The organism is Dissulfuribacter thermophilus, assembly GCF_001687335.1.
Lineage (GTDB): Bacteria > Desulfobacterota > Dissulfuribacteria > Dissulfuribacterales > Dissulfuribacteraceae > Dissulfuribacter > Dissulfuribacter thermophilus.
The window spans coordinates 90,878-106,896 of the sequence record NZ_MAGO01000007.1 but is presented as its reverse complement, the minus strand read 5'-3'; the positions used below and the strand labels follow the sequence as shown (position 1 = coordinate 106,896).

Sequence of the window (16,019 nt, the reverse complement as noted above, 5' to 3'; positions counted from 1 at the left end):
CCCGTGAAAAATAGCTACTTCCGGGTCTTTTTCATAAGGTAGAAGGTGATAAAGGCAGAAGGAAGAAGGTAGAAGCAAGCATTGCGAATACCGGAGGCTCTGAGGTTCCAGATTCCCGGCTTCTCCCTTCTTCCTTCTTCCTTTTAGAAAGAAAAAAAACCCAGGCAAAGTGCCTGGGCTTAAGACGACCCCCCCTCCGATTCCTTTTTTTCAAAAAAAAAGCCTCCAGGTCTTTCAACCTGGAGGCAGTCATGGCCTTTTCAATATTTAATTGTATATTATTTTTTATTTACTCTCTTCTTTGGAATTTGTCAAGTCCTCTTTTGATTCTGATTGAGGACTAATTTCTTCTTGTTCATCAGCCTTAAGTTCCGAAGTCGTTTGATCGACACCCTGCTGATCTTCTGCCACTTCCTGGTCACCTGAGCTATTGTCAACTGCTCCCGATTCTTCAGGCGTAGAAGCATTATCTGCCTCTGATTCACTTTCTTTTTTAGGCGAAGCCACAGGTATAACATCTTCTGTGTTCTTAGCAGTACGATCTACAGTTGGCCTGGATTTGGGCCTAAGGCTGTCAAAAGCAAGTTCCACTAAAGCCATCATAGCAGCATCACCGCGCCTTGGCCCAATCTTTATAATCCTGGTGTATCCCCCTTGCCGTTCACTAAATTTATCAGCTATCTCATTGAACAATTTTGCCACTACCATTTTTTCTCTGATGACAGAAAGGGCCTGCCTTCTTGCATGTAGATCGCCCCTTTTAGCCAGAGTAACGAGCCTATCGGCAATTCGCCTTAATTCCTTGGCTCTCTGCACTGTGGTAGTAATCCTTCCGTGTTTAAAAAGAGAGGTAACCATGTTTCTAAACATGGCCTCCCTGTGAGCAGTTTTCATTCCCAGTTTACGTGTACGTCTCCTGTGCCTCATGGTATTACTTCCCCTTGTCTACATCTATTGGATCATAATTGTCTTCTGGTGGCTCCCATCCTTCGAGCTTCATGCCTAGATCAAGTCCCATTCCAGAAAGAATGTCTTTGATTTCCTTCAGGGACTTCCTACCAAAATTCTTTGTTTTCAACATCTCTTGCTCAGTTTTTTGTACAAGCTCACCAATATAATGAATATTTGCATTCTTAAGACAGTTGGCACTCCTGACAGAAAACTCCAATTCATCAATTCGCCTGTCTAGCCATTTTCTAATAGCCTCAATGCCATCTGACTCCTTCTCTTCCTCTGGTTCCTCTGTCTCATCAAAATTGATAAAGACATTTACCTGTTCCTTGATGATCTTTGCTGCATAGGCTAGAGCATCCTCAGGAAGTACACTGCCATCTGTCCAAATCTCAAGGGTCAACTTGTCATAGTCTGTCTGTTGTCCAACTCTTGCCTGAGAGACTGTGAAATTAACCTTCTCAATCGGGGAGAATAGTGCGTCTATAGGGATAGTGCCTACCGGGGCATTTGGATCCTTATTCTTTTCTGAAGGCACATACCCCTTGCCCCACTTTACAGTGGCTTCAAGTCTAATTTCCCCATCCTTGGAGAGAGTGGCCAGATAATGGTCAGGATTCAATACTTCCACGCCGCCGTTTGGTGCAACAAAATCCCCTGCCTTTATCTCGCCACCGCCCTTCTTTTCCAAGACCAATAGTCTGGTATCATCTTGGAAAAGTTTCAGTTTCACGCCTTTCAGATTTAAGATCAAATCTGTAACGTCTTCTATTACTCCAGGAATGCTGGACAGTTCATGATGAACGCCCTCTATTCTAATAGACGTAATTGCAGCTCCCTGAAGTGAAGAAAGCAGGACCCTCCTTATTGCATTTCCAATTGTGACACCGAACCCTCGTTCTAGTGGCTCACACGTAAACTTCCCATATGTATTGGAATGGGTTTCAGGGTCCACATGTATAGACTTAGGCGTGATTAACTCACGCCAATTCCTATAAAATGGAATATTTTCATCTTTATTTTTATTCATGTCTTCTTGCACCTTAGATCCCGCCTCCTTTCAAAAAGACCATCCTTAATTATTTGGAGTAGAACTCAACTATGAGCTGCTCCTGGATGGGCATTGTGATATGATGCCTTTCTGGCATTGCCTTTACCTTTCCACGGAGGGCATCAGCATCAACTTCTAGCCAGTCAGGAACGCCGCGGCGGGCTATCGTTTCTATAGACTGCTTAATGGGCAAGATGTCTTTACTCTTCTCTTTTACTGCTATCTCGTCCCCAACCTTCACAAGAAATGAGGGAATATCGACTTTTTTACCATTAACCAGAAAGTGTCCGTGTTTGACTAATTGCCTGGCTTGATTTCTAGATTCAGCAAACCCCATTCGATAAACTACGTTGTCAAGCCTTCTCTCTAGGAGCACAAGCAAGTTGGTACCCGTAACTCCCTTTTGCCTATCAGCCATATTAAAATAGCGGGCAAATTGCCCCTCCTGGACACCGTAAATACGGCGTACTCTCTGTTTTTCCCTTAGACGAATTCCATAGTCTGACTGTTTAAGCCTAGCTTTTCCGTGTTGCCCTGGAGCATAACCCCTTCGTTCGAAGGCACATTTATCCGTGTAACAACGATCACCCTTCAAAAAAAGCTTGCTGCCTTCACGCCTACAATATCTACATCTTGGTCCAGTGTATCGAGCCAATTTTCATCCTCCAAAAATTTCTTGTTAAACTCTGCGCCTCTTGGGAGGTCTACACCCATTATGGGGTAGAGGAGTTACATCTTTGATAACTTTGATCTGGAGCCCAGCCATCTGCAGTGCTCGAAGCGCGGCCTCTCTTCCTGAGCCAGGCCCTTTTACATGAACCTCAACTGTCCTCATCCCGTGCTCTGCTGCCTTCTTTGCTGCATTTTCAGCTGCGACCTGAGCGGCAAAAGGAGTTCCTTTTCTAGATCCCTTGAACCCCTGTGTACCCGCACTTGCCCAAGAAATGGCATTTCCTTGTTTGTCCGTAATGGTGACTATAGTGTTGTTGAAGGTAGCCTGAATATGCGCTATACCTTCTGGTACGTTTTTCTTTTCCTTTTTTCCCCTTCGTCTTCTGGGTGATGCCATTTATGTCATTCCTCCCTATGATCTATGTACGTCTCTTCTTCTTAATGGCTGCACGGCGTGGACCCTTTCTAGTTCTTGCATTGGTACAGGTCCTCTGTCCCCTTACTGGGAGGCCTTTCCTATGCCGCAGTCCCCTATAGCATCCGAGGTCCATCAACCTCTTAATGTTCATAGATACTTCACGCCTAAGGTCACCTTCGACCTTATATTCGGCGTCGATAATTTTTCTCAATTTGTTAATATCATCATCTGTAAGTTCGTCAGTCTTCTTGTTCCAATCGATACCTGCCTTATCTAAAATTTTTTGGGCAGTTGTTCTACCGATTCCATAAATATAAGTAAGCGCAATTTCCATACGCTTATTCTTTGGAAGATCTACTCCTGCTATCCTTGCCACAAAAAAACCTCCTTTTATCCCTGGCGCTGCTTGTGCCTTGGGTTTTTGCAAATGACTCTGACTATACCTTTGCGCCTAATAATCTTACAATCTTTACACCTTTTTTTACTGATGGTCGAACCTTCATCTCTATTTCCCCGCTATGAATATGAATTTATTTTGACCTATATACTATCCTACCTCTAGTTAAATCATATGGAGACAGTTCAACTGTAACCTTGTCTCCTGGTAGAATCCTAATGTAATGCATGCGCATCTTTCCAGATATGTGGGCCAATACCTTATGGCCATTTTCTAATTCCACTCGGAACATAGCGTTTGGAAGAGTTTCTAACACAGTACCTTCCACTTGTATTGCATCTGACTTTGCCATAAGCTCACCCTAAATCAAATCCTAGATAAAATTTCTGGTCCGTTATTCAAGATGGCGACGCTATGCTCAAAATGAGCTGACAATTTACCATCAGCTGTGACAGCTGTCCATCCATCATCTAACACAATTACGTCGCCAGTACCCTCATTCACCATAGGTTCAATAGCCAATACCATACCCACTTTTAACATGGGCCCCTGTTTTGGCCTCCCATAATTGGGGACCTCTGGTGGTTCATGGAGCCGTCTTCCTATCCCATGCCCAACAAACTTCCTTACCACATTATACCCATTTGCTTCTACATATTCCTGTATTGCAGAGGAAATATCATGTAATCTGTTTCTAGCCGTGGCCTTTTCAATTCCTCTATACAACGACTCCTCAGTAACCTTTATGATATTACGAGCACGCTCACTACCTTCACCTATAATAAAACTAATGGCAGCATCACCATAATAATCTTTATAAATAACTCCTATGTCAATACTGACCAAATCTCCATCATTTAGAACCCTCTTGGATGAGGGTATTCCATGTACTACTTCATTGTTAATAGATATGCATGTAGTCGCTGGGTAGCCCCTGTATCCTAAAAAAGCTGGTTTGCCACCCGATTTTAAAATCCTATTGTGCGCTATGGCATCTAATTCCTCGGTGGTGATACCAGGTTTTGCCTCATTTTTCAATACATGAAGTACTTCAGCTACGATCTTATTTGCCGACCGCAGCCTATCAATTTCCCAGGGGGCTTTTAATGTTATGCCCTTCGAAGTTTTTCTCTTAAATCGCACCAATCGACTCTTTTATCTGCGCCCTCTGAGGCGAACTCCTTGCATTAACCCTTCATAATTCTTGGCAAGTAGGTGTGATTCAATCTGTCCCATAGTATCCATACCTACGCCAACTACGATGAGTAACGCTGTTCCACCGAAATAGAAGGGTACGTTAAACTGTGTGATTAGTACGCTCGGCAGAACACAGATGATAGCCACATAGATAGCACCGATCAGTGTAATCCTGCTTAGAACCCTGTCGATGTATTCAGCAGTTCGCCTACCAGGGCGAATTCCGGGGATGTAACCACCATATTTTTTCAAGTTTTCAGCCATATCCATTGGATTATAGATGATAGCAGTATAGAAGTAGGCGAAAAATATTATGAATATGACGTAAATAAATTCATATACGAAGCTTCCAGGCATGAGGGCACGAGCAACGCTCTGCATCCATGGCACCTGAATGAAATTGGCTATGGTTGCAGGAAACATAATTATTGATGAGGCAAAAATTGGAGGAATAACACCAGCAGTGTTGACCTTGAGAGGTAAATGCGAACTTTGCCCGCCATAAACACGACGCCCTACCACACGACGGGCATACTGTACTGGAATCCTCCTATGTGCCCTCTCCATGAAACATATGAAGGCTACAACTCCAGCCATTACAATAGCCAGAAGCAACAAGACTGCTGGATGTAGTTCGCCAGTTTTGACAAGCCTAAAGGTGTCAATTACAGCAGATGGCATCCTTGCTACTATACCTGCAAAGATGATAAGAGATATACCATTTCCCACGCCACGTTCAGTGATTTGTTCCCCCAGCCACATTAGGAACACTGTACCTGACATAAGAGTAAGTGCAGTCAATAGCCTGAAGCCCCAACCGGGCACAGCTACAATTGGTAGGCCATTGGGTGCATGCATATTCTCAAGTCCTATGGCAATACCGAGGCCTTGAAGAGCACTTAGCGCAACGGTGCCATATCTGGTGTATTGACTTAGTTTTTTTTGTCCTGCCTGCCCTTCCTTTTTCAGGGCCTCAAGTTGAGGTATAGCTACAGTCAAAAGCTGAAGGATAATAGATGCAGAAATATAGGGCATTATACCCAGGGCGAATATGGACAACTTTTTTAAGGCCCCGCCAGAAAACATGTCGAAAAGCCCAAAGAGTGTCCCCTCAGCCCTGGAGAAAAAGGCAGCTAGGGCCTGTGCATCTATACCAGGGGTTGGTATTTGGGCCCCAATCCTAAAGACTGCCAACATCATTAATGTGAAAAGGATTCGTTTTCTAAGCTCTGGTACAGACCCAAGACCCTCAATATTGCCTATCACTTTGTGTACCCCTGAGAACTAACTAAGGATTTCAATCTGTCCGCCAGCGGCCTCGATTTTCTTCCTTGCAGATTCGCTAACTGCGTGAGCCACTACCTTGACTGGGCGGTTGATTTCACCTTCACCGAGGATTTTAAAGAGATTATGGCGTTTTTTAACTAGCCCCATTTTTTGGGCAACTTGTAGATCTATAGTGTCTACTTCAAGCTGATCAATGGCGCCTACATTCAATACGCCATATTCCTTTTTAAAAGGATTTTTAAATCCACGTTTGGGTAATTGTCTATAGAGAGGCATCTGACCGCCCTGGAACCCAGCGGGGATGGACGCTCCAGATCTTGATTTCTGCCCCTTCTGCCCTCTACAGGCAGTCTTTCCGTGCCCTGAGCCAGGGCCTCTACCAACCCTTTTCCTATTTTTTCGTGACCCAGAGAATGGCGTCAAATTACTTAATGTCAACATCTGCTTTCCCTCTTTTATTCTGGAATCGTAATATGTGATAGATCCTTGCCCCTGACCTTAGCCATTTCAATGGTCTTTGCAATCTGATTCAGGGCATCAAAGGTAGCCTTGACTACATTATGTGGATTATTGGAACCTAAACACTTAGTGAGAATATCCTTTACCCCCAAAGCCTCCATAATTGCCCTGACAATGGCGCCAGCAATAACTCCAGTACCTGGAGAAGCAGGCTTTAACAACACTTTACCAGCTCCAAAATGCCCAATTACTTCGTGCGGTATTGTAGTACCACTCAATGGAACTGGAATCATGGACTTCTTTGCCTTGTCAGTAGCTTTTCTAAGGGCCTCCGGTACCTCTTTGGCTTTGCCGAGCCCATATCCAACACGCCCATTACCATCACCTACTACAGCCAGCGCACTAAAGCTGAAGCGTCGACCACCTTTAACAACCTTTGCGACGCGATTTATGAAAACAATTTTCTCAATGTATTGAATTTCCTGCCCTTCTCTTAAATCATCAAAGGCCATTTTTCACCCCTTAAAATTCGAGTCCTGTTTCCCTAGCTCCGTCTGCCAGAGCTTTAACTCTACCATGGTATTTGTAGCCGCCTCTATCAAAAGCTACCTTTTTTACGTCTTTTTCTAAGGCTCGCTTAGCAATCAGTTCACCTACGAGTTTAGCGACCTCTTTTTTTCCTTTGCATTCACCAAGCCTATCCCTGATCTCTGGACTGAGTGAACTAGCCGAGACGATTGTAACACCCTTGGTGTCATCTATGATCTGTGCATATATGTGCTTGGCAGACCTAAATACTGCCAACCTCGGCCTATCAGGAGTACCTGATAGTCTTTTTCTTATTCTCATCTTCCTACGAAGTCTTGCTTTTACCTTTTTTTTCAACGCCTTCATAGTATTACTTCGCTCCAGCCTTTCCTGCTTTCCTAATTATGGTTTCATCGACATACTGAATTCCTTTGCCCTTGTATGGCTCAGGTGGCCTGAGGGATCTGATCTTTGATGCAACAAGCCCTAGAACTTCCTTATCTGTTCCCTCAAGACGGACCTTAATCTCTTTTTGACGCTCCACCGTCGCCTTAATCCCCTTGGGCAAGGGAAATTCAATGGGATGAGAATATCCTAAATGAAAAACTAGATTTTGTCCCTTCTCCTCTACCTTGTAACCAACGCCAATGACAAGCAGTTCCTTCGTAAATCCCTGACTTACCCCAACTACCATGTTATTGATCAAAGCACGGGTAAGTCCGTGTAGGGCCCTTATCCTACGATCATCCGATGGCCTTTTGCAAAGGATCTCATCATTGGATACTTCTACTTCAATGGGATCGGGTATATCCCTTTCTAATGTACCCTTAGGACCCTTTACTGTAATCGTCCTATCTTTCAGGCTGACTTCAACCCCTGATGGTATTTTTATTGGCATTCTTCCTATTCGAGACATATTACCAACTCCTATATCTACCAAATAGCGCAGACAACTTCGCCTCCCACGCCTGCCTTTCTCGCTTGCTCGTCTGTCATAAGGCCCTTTGACGTTGATATCACGGCCATGCCAAAACCATTTCGAATCTTTGGGAGGTCTTTAGATGACCTATACTGCCTTCTACCGGGCTTACTAATTCGTTCAAGGCCAAGAATGACTGGCTTTCCCTCATGATATCTAAGGGTGATTCTCAGTATACCCTGCTTTCCGTCCTTGATGAGTTTGTAATTTTGAATGTAGCCATGCTCCTTCATGAGCTTGGCGATTCCAATCTTCATCTTGGAAGCTGGAATATCTACCTTCTCGTGCCTAGCCATACAGGCATTTCTTATTCTGGTGAGCATATCTGCTATTGTGTCAGTCAATGACATGGACCAACTCCTAATCCTTTCTTTTTACCAGCTTGCTTTGGTGACCCCAGGGATAAGTCCCTTTGAGGCCATAGTTCTGAAACATATTCTACAAATGCCAAATTTTCTCAAAAATGCCCTTGGCCTGCCGCATATTGGGCACCGATTGTATTTACGCACCTTGAATTTAGGTTCTCTTAATGCCTTGTAATATAATGCCTTTCGAGCCAAGCTGTCCTCCTTATACTATTTTCTAAAGGGCATTCCCAAGGTCTCTAACAAGACCAGAGCCTCTTCATCAGTTTTGGCCGTGGTGACGATGGTACAGTTTAAACCTTTAACCTTGTCAACTTTATCATAGTCGATTTCAGGAAAGATTATATGTTCCTTAATTCCTAGAGTATAATTGCCCTTCCCATCAAAGGCCTTTCTGGAGATCCCTCTAAAATCCCTGACCCTCGGAATTGCAAGATGAATTAACTTTGTCAAGAAGTCCCACATGCGTTGTTTCCTAAGGGTTACTCTGCATCCAATAGGCATACCTGCCCTGACCTTGAATGCCGCAATGGACTTCTTTGCCCTGGTAACTACTGCCCGTTGTCCAGCAATTAGAGTGAGTTCCTCAACTGCGGCATCCAATAATTTAGGATTTTGGATCGCCTCTCCAAGCCCCATATTGAGACTAACCTTTTCGATCCTAGGGACCTGGAACGGATTCTTGTATCCATAACGTTCCATGAGGGCTGGTATGCATTCCTCTTTATATTTTTGCTCTAAGAGTACCATTTCCTTGATGCCTCCACTCTTTTACTACTTCTCTTCAACAGGTATAGCTTCCCCACACTTTTTACAGACTCTTACCTTGGATCCGTCTTCCAAAACCTTGTAGCCAACCCTCACGGGATCTGTGCATTTTGGACAAATTAACATGAGATTTGAGATGTGAATGGATGCTTCCTTTTCTACTATTCCACCTTGGTTACCAGGGGTTGGCTTTTGGTGTTTTTTTATAATATTCACGCCTTCGACAATAGCCCTAGCCTTTCTGGGGAGAACCTTCTTAACCTTACCAACCTTCCCCCGGTCTTTTCCAGCTATCACCATTACCCGATCGTTTCTTCTGATCTTATACTTGAGCATTTTATATCTCCGTCTCCTTAAAGAACCTCTGGAGCTAAAGATATTATCTTCATGAATCTCTTGGCCCTTAGTTCTCTTGCTACTGGACCAAAAATACGTGTTCCTACAGGCTCTCCGTATTGATTGATTATAACAGCTGCATTCTCATCAAATCTAATTCTGGACCCGTCTGGGCGTGCCTGTTCCTTTTTGGTCCTGACAATCACAGCCCTAGCCACATCGCCCTTTTTTACCTTTGAATTGGGCATTGCTTCCTTCACAGATACCACAATAACATCCCCAATTCTGGCATAGCGTCGCCTAGTGCCTCCTAGGACCTTTATACAACAAACTTTTTTTGCTCCTGAGTTGTCTGCGACATTTAAAATTGTTTCCTGTTGAATCATCTTTCAACTCCGCTACATAGCCCGTTCTAATATTTTTTGAACGACCCAACGTTTCCTTTTACTCATGGGTCGGGATTCTTCAATCGCAACTCTATCGCCGATTTTGCACTGATTCCCGGCATCATGTGCCATGTATTTCTTTCTCCGTTGAACGAACTTACCGTATATAGGATGTCTGAACCGGCGAATTACAGTAACTACTACAGTGTTGTCCATTTTGTCGCTGGTTACAGTGCCTGTCAAAACTCTCCTTAGTCCCTTTTTGTCACTCATATATGCACCTCAAAGCACTATTTGACTCAATTTATTTAGATATTATTTTTGTCCGGAGCGTTTCTCATTTATGATCGTTAGCACTCTAGCAATCTGCCTTCTCACATGCCGAATCCGCATTACGTTCTCAAGCTGATGAGTCGCATGTTGGAACTTTAAATTAAATAGTTCCTGTCTGAGCCCCTCAGCCTCTTTTTCTAGTTCCTCAACAGATAATTCCCTAAGTTCCTCAGCCGATTTCATAGATAATCACTCCTCTTAACTATCTTTGTGGGAATTGGAAGCTTATACTGTGCAAGTCTAAGGGCCTCAAGGGCTACTTCCTCACTTACACCTTCCATTTCATATAAAATACGACCAGCTTTTACTGGTGCGACCCAGAATTCGACATTTCCCTTTCCGCTTCCCATCCTCGTCTCAGCTGGCTTCTTAGTAACAGGTTTATCTGGAAAAATTCTGATCCAAATCTTGCCACGTCTCTTGACGTGACGGGTAATAGCAATACGAGCTGCCTCGATCTGCTGAGCTGTAATCCTACCACAGCCTAAGGCCTTTAAGCCGTAATCACCAAAGGCGAGCTGATTACCCCTTGTCGCGACGCCTCTAATTCTGCCTTTTTGATGTTTACGATATTTTATTTTCTTTGGGCTAAGCATATCTTAACTATTCTCCCATTTTATCATATTGATGTTGCAGCCGCGTCTCCTATTTCACTATCGGAAAAAACTTCTCCTTTGAAGATCCAAACCTTTACACCAATAACGCCATATGTTGTTTTTGCCTCTGCAAAACCATAATCAATATCGGCCCTAAGAGTGTGCAAGGGGACTCGTCCGTGTAGGTACCATTCGCGTCTAGCCATTTCAGCACCACCTAGTCGCCCAGCTGTCATAATTTTTATACCTTGTGCGCCAAACTTCTGTGCGAGCCCTACTGCTCTCTTCATTGCACGCCTGAAGGAAATTCGCCTTTCTAGTTGGCTTGCGACATTTTCAGCCACTAATTGGGCATCAGTCTCTGGTCTCCTAACTTCAATAATATCTAGAAGGACCGTTTTCTTGATAAGCTTTTCCAGACCCTTTTTAAGGGCGTCTATTTCTACACCCTTCTTTCCTATAATAATTCCAGGCCGTGCAGCATGTATAATGACTCTGATACGCTGGGCTGCCCTTTCAATCTCGATTTTTGATACTCCAGCATGGTAAACTCTATCCTTAATGTATCGACGGATGCGGGCGTCTTCAAAGACTAATTTGGGAAAATCCTGCTCCGCATACCACCTGGAGTCCCAAGTCCTCGTAATTCCTAATCTTAATCCTTTTGGATTTACCTTCTGGCCCAAGATATCCTCCTCTAATACGCTGTTTATGCCTCATCAAGTACAATGGTAATATGAGACAACCTATGTCTGATGCCGTAGGCCCTTCCCATAGCGCGTGGCTTCCACCTCTTTAATATTGGGCCTTTATCCACATATATCCTCTTAATGTACAGGGAATCCACGTCTATATTTGGATTCTGATCAGCATTTGCTAGTGCGCTCTCCAGTACCTTCTTTATAATACGCGCACCCTTTTTAGGTAGTGACGATAGTGTATTGAGCGCCTCATCTACTGGCTTACCGCGTACACAGTCTGCAACTAGTCGAGCCTTCTGAGGTGAAATCCTAATATTTCGAGCTATTGCCTTTGCTTCCATTACTTGAACTCCGTCTATTTCTTCACCTTAGATTTCTTGTCACCAGCGTGGCCGTAAAACGTACGCGTTGGTGCAAATTCACCCAGCTTATGTCCAACCATGTTCTCTGTTACAAACACAGGTATAAACTTCCTGCCGTTGTGTACGGCAAATGTTAGTCCGACCATCTCTGGAATGATGGTGGACCTCCTAGACCAGGTCTTAATGACCTTTTTGTCATTTGTTTCTCTTGCTTTTAAAACCTTTTTTAACAGATGGTCGTCTATAAAAGGTCCCTTTTTCAGAGAGCGTGGCACTGCTTTATCTCCTTACCTATTTCCTTCTTCTGACTATAAATTTATCACTCGGCTTATTAGCTTTCCTAGTCTTATATCCCTTAGTGGGCCAGCCCCATGGACTACAGGGATGGCGTCCACCAGAAGACTTTCCTTCACCACCACCCATGGGGTGATCAACTGGGTTCATTGCAACACCCCTTACCTTGGGCCTACGTCCCAGCCATCTGGTTCTACCAGCTTTACCGATTGTAACATTTTCATGATCTAGGTTTCCGACCTGACCAATAGTAGCCCTACATGTTTCCAGGAACATCCTCACTTCGCCGCTAGGTAGCCTTAACTGTACATATTTGCCTTCTTTTGCAACAACCTGAGCTGCCGCTCCTGCTGAACGTACTACCTGCCCGCCTTTGCCAGGTCGCATCTCTACATTGTGTACTAGAGTACCAAGCGGAATATTTTTTAATGGCATGCAATTGCCCGGTTTTACGTCAGTAAATTCGTCCGAAATTACCTGGTCTCCAACTGCCAGACCCAGTGGTGCCAAAATGTATCGCTTCTCCCCATCAGCGTACTGGAGCAGGGCAATTCTGGCTGAACGATTTGGATCATATTCAATTGCAGTTACCTTTGCTGGCACCCCAACCTTATTACGCTTAAAATCTATGATCCTATACTTTCTTTTATGTCCACCACCACGGTGCCTACAGGTTACACGTCCGAGATTATTCCTTCCCCCCGTTTTCTTTAACGGCTCAATAAGGGACTTCTCCGGCTCCTTTTTAGTAATCTCCGGGTCCCTCAAAAAGGTCATGAAGCGTCTTGATGGAGTTGTTGGTTTATATTTGATAATTGGCATCACACACCCTCAATAAACTCTATAGTCTCACCCTCATACAGGGTCACTATTGCTTTTTTATATGATGAACGCCTTCCAAAGTGCCTACCAACTCTTTTGGGTTTACCCTTCACATTGACAGTATTTACTGATTTAACCCTAACCTTAAAAATCTTCTCAACTGCTTCCTTTATTTCAATTTTATTTGCAGTTGGATCAACCTCAAAGACCACCTGATTTGCTAATTCCTTTTGAAAGGTGGCCTTTTCTGTAATCCTTGGCTTTTTTAGTATTGTGTAAACACTTTTCATGATTGAAGCCTCTTTTCGATCAACTCCATTGCAGGTTCATGGATTAGTACGTCTGAATACCGTACCAAATCGTATACATTTAATCCCTCATGCCTCAACACCTTAACATAAGGGATGTTTCTTGCTGATTTTTCCAGTTTCTCATCAGAGCCTGACGTAATAATTACTGCCTTTTCTATCCCAAATCTTTTCAAAATGCTCACTACTTCTTTAGTCTTAATTTGTTCAAGCCCAAAATCTCTCAGGACCCACAACTTTGAATCTTTGACCTTTCCACTGAGAGCCATCCTTAATCCCAGCTTCCTCACCTTCTTAGGAAGGGAATAACTGTAGTCCCTTGGCTTTGGTCCGAATACAGTACCACCCCTCTTCCACAGAGGTGATGTATTACTACCCGCTCTCGCACGGCCAGTTCCTTTCTGACGAAATGGTTTTCTACCACTTCCGCTAACTTCTGATCTGTTTTTGGTGCATGCCGTGCCCTGACGCCTCCTGGCCATCTGCCAGCGCACCACCTCTTGTATTAAACCACTTTTTACCTCTACACCGAAAACAGTGTCGCTTACCTCAATCTGTCCGACCTTTTCTTTATTTGAATTATATACATCAAGGGTGGGCATTTTGGCCATTCTCCTCTATTTGCAACGTATTAATATAGGTTGATTCTTGGCACCTGGGACAGGTCCCTTTACTAGGACAATATTTTCCTCTGGCCTGACATCTACCACCATACAGTCTTTAATGGTTATCCTTTTACCGCCCATCCTTCCTGGCATCCTCTTACCCTTAATTATCCTTGAAGGAAAGGCACTCTGTCCTATTGATCCCATTTCTCTGTGGTGTTTAGAACCATGCCCCATTCTACCACGGGAAAAGCCGTGTCTCTTTACTGTCCCTTGAAAACCTTTCCCTTTTGTTGTTCCAACAATGTCTATAATCTCTCTAATATCCAGATCCTCTAAAGTTAGTTCCTGGCCCAGTTCGAACTCATCGGGATTGTCTACTTTAACCTCTTTAATAACTGCGAATCCATGGGAAAGGCCTGCTTTCTGTACATGACCCCTTTCCGGCATATTCAGCCTTTTTATCGGTTTTTTCAGATACCCTAGCTGCAATGCATTATAGCCCTCTCGTTCAGAGGTCTTCTTCTGCAGTACCGTGCACGGGCCGACCTCAAGCACCGTGACAGCCACTGCCTGGCCAAAGGAATCAAACAGTTGGGTCATTCCAATTTTTCGCCCTATCATTCCATTTATCTTTGCCATGATTCTTGCCCCTACAACTTAATCTCCACATCAACTCCAGCAGATAGTTCAAGCTTCATTAGAGCATCAATAGTTTGCTGCGTGGGTTCTAAGATATCTACTAATCTCTTATGAACCCTCATTTCGAACTGTTCTCTTGATTTTTTATCAATATGCGGAGACCTCAACACAGTGTATCTACTTATCTTTGTAGGCAGTGGAATTGGACCGGCTACCCTTGCACCAGTCCTTTTTGCTGTATCCACTATTTCGCCTACTGATTGATCCAGCTGCTTATGGTCATATGCCTTAAGTCTAATTCTTATTTTTTGAGTTGGGATCATCATCCCGAGCTTCCTCTCTTACTTTTAAGATTACTCAAGAATCTTGGTAACTACGCCGGCACCAACGGTCCTTCCACCTTCGCGCACTGCAAAGCGTAGCCCTTCCTCCATTGCTATTGGCTGTATAAGCTCCACTGTGAACTTCACGTTGTCACCGGGCATCACCATCTCAACCCCCTCAGGCAACTGAACCACACCGGTAACATCTGTTGTCCTGAAGTAGAACTGAGGACGATACCCTGCGAAAAATGGAGTATGACGCCCACCTTCTTCCTTGGTGAGTACGTATACCTCAGCCTCAAACTTGGTATGAGGTGTGATACTGCCAGGCTTTGCCACTACCTGACCACGCTCTACCTCGTCCCTCTTTACACCGCGGAGAAGGACTCCAATGTTGTCTCCTGCGCGACCCTCATCCAGAAGCTTACGGAACATCTCAAGTCCAGTACAGACTGTCTTCTGGGTCGGACGAAGCCCTACTATCTCTACCTCTTCACCAACCTTTATTACGCCGCGCTCTACCCTACCAGTGACAACTGTTCCACGTCCACTGATGCTGAATACGTCCTCAATCGGCATCAAGAATGGCTTGTCTACGTCGCGCTCAGGCTCTGGGATATAGCTATCAAGCGCATCCAAAAGCTCCTGGATACACTTGGTCTTCTCTGGATCGTTTGGATTGTTCAATGCCTCTAGTGCGCTACCCTTGATGATTGGGATTTCGTCTCCTGGGAATTCATACTTAGAAAGAAGCTCCCTCAGCTCAAGCTCAACGAGCTCAATAAGCTCTTCATCATCTACCATATCGCACTTATTCAAAAACACTACGATAGCGGGGACTCCAACCTGCCTTGCAAGGAGGATGTGCTCCCTGGTCTGAGGCATTGGACCGTCATCTGCACCCACGACCAATATGGCACCGTCCATCTGTGCGGCACCAGTGATCATATTTTTGATATAGTCTGCGTGACCCGGACAATCCACGTGGGCATAGTGACGCTTGTCAGTCTCATACTCAACGTGTGCTGTAGCAATAGTAATTCCTCTTTCCCTTTCCTCAGGGGCCTTATCTATTTCATCAAAGGGTATAAACTCTGCAGCACCCTTCTCTGCCAAATATCTTGTTATGGCGGCTGTAAGTGTAGTCTTACCGTGGTCGATGTGTCCGATGGTACCTACGTTTACGTGTGGCTTCGTACGCTCAAACTTCTGCTTGCTCATATTGCCCTCCTAAGGATC

General features: G+C 44.3%; 28 protein-coding genes and 2 pseudogenes. All 30 read right to left on the bottom strand.

Going from position 1 to position 16,019, the window contains the following annotated elements:
• Positions 1 to 447 precede the first annotated feature (447 nt).
• Positions 448 to 927, bottom strand: a pseudogene (rplQ, locus tag DBT_RS12495) (50S ribosomal protein L17); the annotation flags it as partial.
• Between the two features lie 4 nt (positions 928 to 931).
• On the bottom strand, positions 932 to 1,981 hold the full coding sequence (locus DBT_RS07415) for a DNA-directed RNA polymerase subunit alpha (RefSeq protein WP_067618768.1): 1,050 nt from the start codon (positions 1,979 to 1,981) through the stop codon (positions 932 to 934).
• Between the two features lie 49 nt (positions 1,982 to 2,030).
• Positions 2,031 to 2,657 carry a 30S ribosomal protein S4 gene (rpsD, locus tag DBT_RS07410; RefSeq protein WP_067618532.1) on the bottom strand — a complete coding sequence of 209 codons (627 nt, stop codon included), beginning with the start codon at positions 2,655 to 2,657 and terminating at the stop codon, positions 2,031 to 2,033.
• A 24-nt stretch (positions 2,658 to 2,681) separates the two neighbouring features.
• Complete coding sequence (gene rpsK / locus DBT_RS07405; RefSeq protein ID WP_067618529.1) at positions 2,682 to 3,071, bottom strand: 30S ribosomal protein S11; 390 nt, start codon at positions 3,069 to 3,071, stop codon at positions 2,682 to 2,684.
• 22 nt (positions 3,072 to 3,093) lie between these two features.
• Positions 3,094 to 3,468, bottom strand: coding sequence for a 30S ribosomal protein S13 (gene rpsM / locus DBT_RS07400; protein WP_067618526.1), 375 nt, complete (start codon positions 3,466 to 3,468; stop codon positions 3,094 to 3,096).
• Between the two features lie 14 nt (positions 3,469 to 3,482).
• A pseudogene (rpmJ, locus tag DBT_RS11780) lies at positions 3,483 to 3,595 on the bottom strand (50S ribosomal protein L36).
• Between the two features lie 27 nt (positions 3,596 to 3,622).
• Entirely contained in the window at positions 3,623 to 3,841 is a 219-nt protein-coding gene (infA, locus tag DBT_RS07395; RefSeq protein ID WP_067618523.1) for a translation initiation factor IF-1, read from the bottom strand.
• 14 nt (positions 3,842 to 3,855) lie between these two features.
• A complete protein-coding gene (gene map / locus DBT_RS07390; protein WP_244155333.1) occupies positions 3,856 to 4,632 on the bottom strand; it encodes a type I methionyl aminopeptidase in 777 nt (258 codons plus the stop codon).
• A gap of 12 nt (positions 4,633 to 4,644) precedes the next feature.
• Positions 4,645 to 5,952: a preprotein translocase subunit SecY gene (gene secY / locus DBT_RS07385; protein WP_067618519.1), complete on the bottom strand. Its 1,308-nt coding sequence runs from the start codon at positions 5,950 to 5,952 to the stop codon at positions 4,645 to 4,647.
• Positions 5,953 to 5,970: 18 nt separating this feature from the next.
• Positions 5,971 to 6,411, bottom strand: a complete 441-nt coding sequence (rplO, locus tag DBT_RS07380; RefSeq protein ID WP_083186707.1) for a 50S ribosomal protein L15 — start codon at positions 6,409 to 6,411, stop codon at positions 5,971 to 5,973.
• Between the two features lie 17 nt (positions 6,412 to 6,428).
• The gene (rpsE, locus tag DBT_RS07375) at positions 6,429 to 6,944 is read right to left on the bottom strand and encodes a 30S ribosomal protein S5 (RefSeq protein ID WP_067618513.1); all 516 of its coding nucleotides are present in this window, start codon (positions 6,942 to 6,944) and stop codon (positions 6,429 to 6,431) included.
• Between the two features lie 10 nt (positions 6,945 to 6,954).
• The gene (gene rplR, locus DBT_RS07370) at positions 6,955 to 7,326 is read right to left on the bottom strand and encodes a 50S ribosomal protein L18 (protein WP_067618511.1); all 372 of its coding nucleotides are present in this window, start codon (positions 7,324 to 7,326) and stop codon (positions 6,955 to 6,957) included.
• A gap of 4 nt (positions 7,327 to 7,330) precedes the next feature.
• Positions 7,331 to 7,876, bottom strand: a complete 546-nt coding sequence (gene rplF / locus DBT_RS07365) for a 50S ribosomal protein L6 (RefSeq protein WP_067618507.1) — start codon at positions 7,874 to 7,876, stop codon at positions 7,331 to 7,333.
• A 17-nt stretch (positions 7,877 to 7,893) separates the two neighbouring features.
• Positions 7,894 to 8,289, bottom strand: coding sequence for a 30S ribosomal protein S8 (gene rpsH, locus DBT_RS07360; protein WP_067618504.1), 396 nt, complete (start codon positions 8,287 to 8,289; stop codon positions 7,894 to 7,896).
• Between the two features lie 24 nt (positions 8,290 to 8,313).
• Positions 8,314 to 8,499 (bottom strand): type Z 30S ribosomal protein S14, encoded by a 186-nt coding sequence (locus DBT_RS07355; RefSeq protein WP_067618502.1) that lies wholly within the window; start codon positions 8,497 to 8,499, stop codon positions 8,314 to 8,316.
• A 15-nt stretch (positions 8,500 to 8,514) separates the two neighbouring features.
• On the bottom strand, positions 8,515 to 9,054 hold the full coding sequence (rplE, locus tag DBT_RS07350; RefSeq protein WP_067618499.1) for a 50S ribosomal protein L5: 540 nt from the start codon (positions 9,052 to 9,054) through the stop codon (positions 8,515 to 8,517).
• Positions 9,055 to 9,078: 24 nt separating this feature from the next.
• On the bottom strand, positions 9,079 to 9,408 hold the full coding sequence (gene rplX, locus DBT_RS07345) for a 50S ribosomal protein L24 (protein ID WP_067618497.1): 330 nt from the start codon (positions 9,406 to 9,408) through the stop codon (positions 9,079 to 9,081).
• 17 nt (positions 9,409 to 9,425) lie between these two features.
• Positions 9,426 to 9,794, bottom strand: coding sequence for a 50S ribosomal protein L14 (gene rplN / locus DBT_RS07340; RefSeq protein ID WP_067618494.1), 369 nt, complete (start codon positions 9,792 to 9,794; stop codon positions 9,426 to 9,428).
• A 12-nt stretch (positions 9,795 to 9,806) separates the two neighbouring features.
• The gene (rpsQ, locus tag DBT_RS07335; protein ID WP_067618491.1) at positions 9,807 to 10,067 is read right to left on the bottom strand and encodes a 30S ribosomal protein S17; all 261 of its coding nucleotides are present in this window, start codon (positions 10,065 to 10,067) and stop codon (positions 9,807 to 9,809) included.
• A 42-nt stretch (positions 10,068 to 10,109) separates the two neighbouring features.
• Positions 10,110 to 10,310: a 50S ribosomal protein L29 gene (gene rpmC / locus DBT_RS07330; protein WP_067618488.1), complete on the bottom strand. Its 201-nt coding sequence runs from the start codon at positions 10,308 to 10,310 to the stop codon at positions 10,110 to 10,112.
• Positions 10,307 to 10,723, bottom strand: a complete 417-nt coding sequence (gene rplP, locus DBT_RS07325; protein ID WP_067618485.1) for a 50S ribosomal protein L16 — start codon at positions 10,721 to 10,723, stop codon at positions 10,307 to 10,309. The genes rpmC and rplP overlap by 4 nt, the downstream gene beginning before the upstream one ends.
• A 23-nt stretch (positions 10,724 to 10,746) precedes the next feature.
• On the bottom strand, positions 10,747 to 11,409 hold the full coding sequence (gene rpsC, locus DBT_RS07320) for a 30S ribosomal protein S3 (RefSeq protein WP_067618482.1): 663 nt from the start codon (positions 11,407 to 11,409) through the stop codon (positions 10,747 to 10,749).
• 23 nt (positions 11,410 to 11,432) lie between these two features.
• The gene (gene rplV, locus DBT_RS07315; protein ID WP_067618479.1) at positions 11,433 to 11,765 is read right to left on the bottom strand and encodes a 50S ribosomal protein L22; all 333 of its coding nucleotides are present in this window, start codon (positions 11,763 to 11,765) and stop codon (positions 11,433 to 11,435) included.
• 14 nt (positions 11,766 to 11,779) lie between these two features.
• Entirely contained in the window at positions 11,780 to 12,061 is a 282-nt protein-coding gene (rpsS, locus tag DBT_RS07310; protein ID WP_067618476.1) for a 30S ribosomal protein S19, read from the bottom strand.
• Positions 12,062 to 12,077: 16 nt separating this feature from the next.
• Positions 12,078 to 12,902: a 50S ribosomal protein L2 gene (gene rplB / locus DBT_RS07305; RefSeq protein WP_067618473.1), complete on the bottom strand. Its 825-nt coding sequence runs from the start codon at positions 12,900 to 12,902 to the stop codon at positions 12,078 to 12,080.
• The gene (rplW, locus tag DBT_RS07300; RefSeq protein ID WP_067618470.1) at positions 12,902 to 13,192 is read right to left on the bottom strand and encodes a 50S ribosomal protein L23; all 291 of its coding nucleotides are present in this window, start codon (positions 13,190 to 13,192) and stop codon (positions 12,902 to 12,904) included. The genes rplB and rplW overlap by 1 nt, the downstream gene beginning before the upstream one ends.
• On the bottom strand, positions 13,189 to 13,812 hold the full coding sequence (gene rplD / locus DBT_RS07295) for a 50S ribosomal protein L4 (RefSeq protein ID WP_067618467.1): 624 nt from the start codon (positions 13,810 to 13,812) through the stop codon (positions 13,189 to 13,191). Before rplD ends, rplW begins: the two co-directional genes overlap by 4 nt.
• 15 nt (positions 13,813 to 13,827) lie before the next feature.
• A complete protein-coding gene (gene rplC, locus DBT_RS07290) occupies positions 13,828 to 14,457 on the bottom strand; it encodes a 50S ribosomal protein L3 (RefSeq protein ID WP_067618465.1) in 630 nt (209 codons plus the stop codon).
• 11 nt (positions 14,458 to 14,468) lie between these two features.
• Entirely contained in the window at positions 14,469 to 14,777 is a 309-nt protein-coding gene (gene rpsJ / locus DBT_RS07285; RefSeq protein WP_067618760.1) for a 30S ribosomal protein S10, read from the bottom strand.
• Positions 14,778 to 14,810: 33 nt separating this feature from the next.
• Positions 14,811 to 16,001, bottom strand: a complete 1,191-nt coding sequence (gene tuf / locus DBT_RS07280) for an elongation factor Tu (protein WP_067618340.1) — start codon at positions 15,999 to 16,001, stop codon at positions 14,811 to 14,813.
• Positions 16,002 to 16,019: the final 18 nt, after the last annotated feature.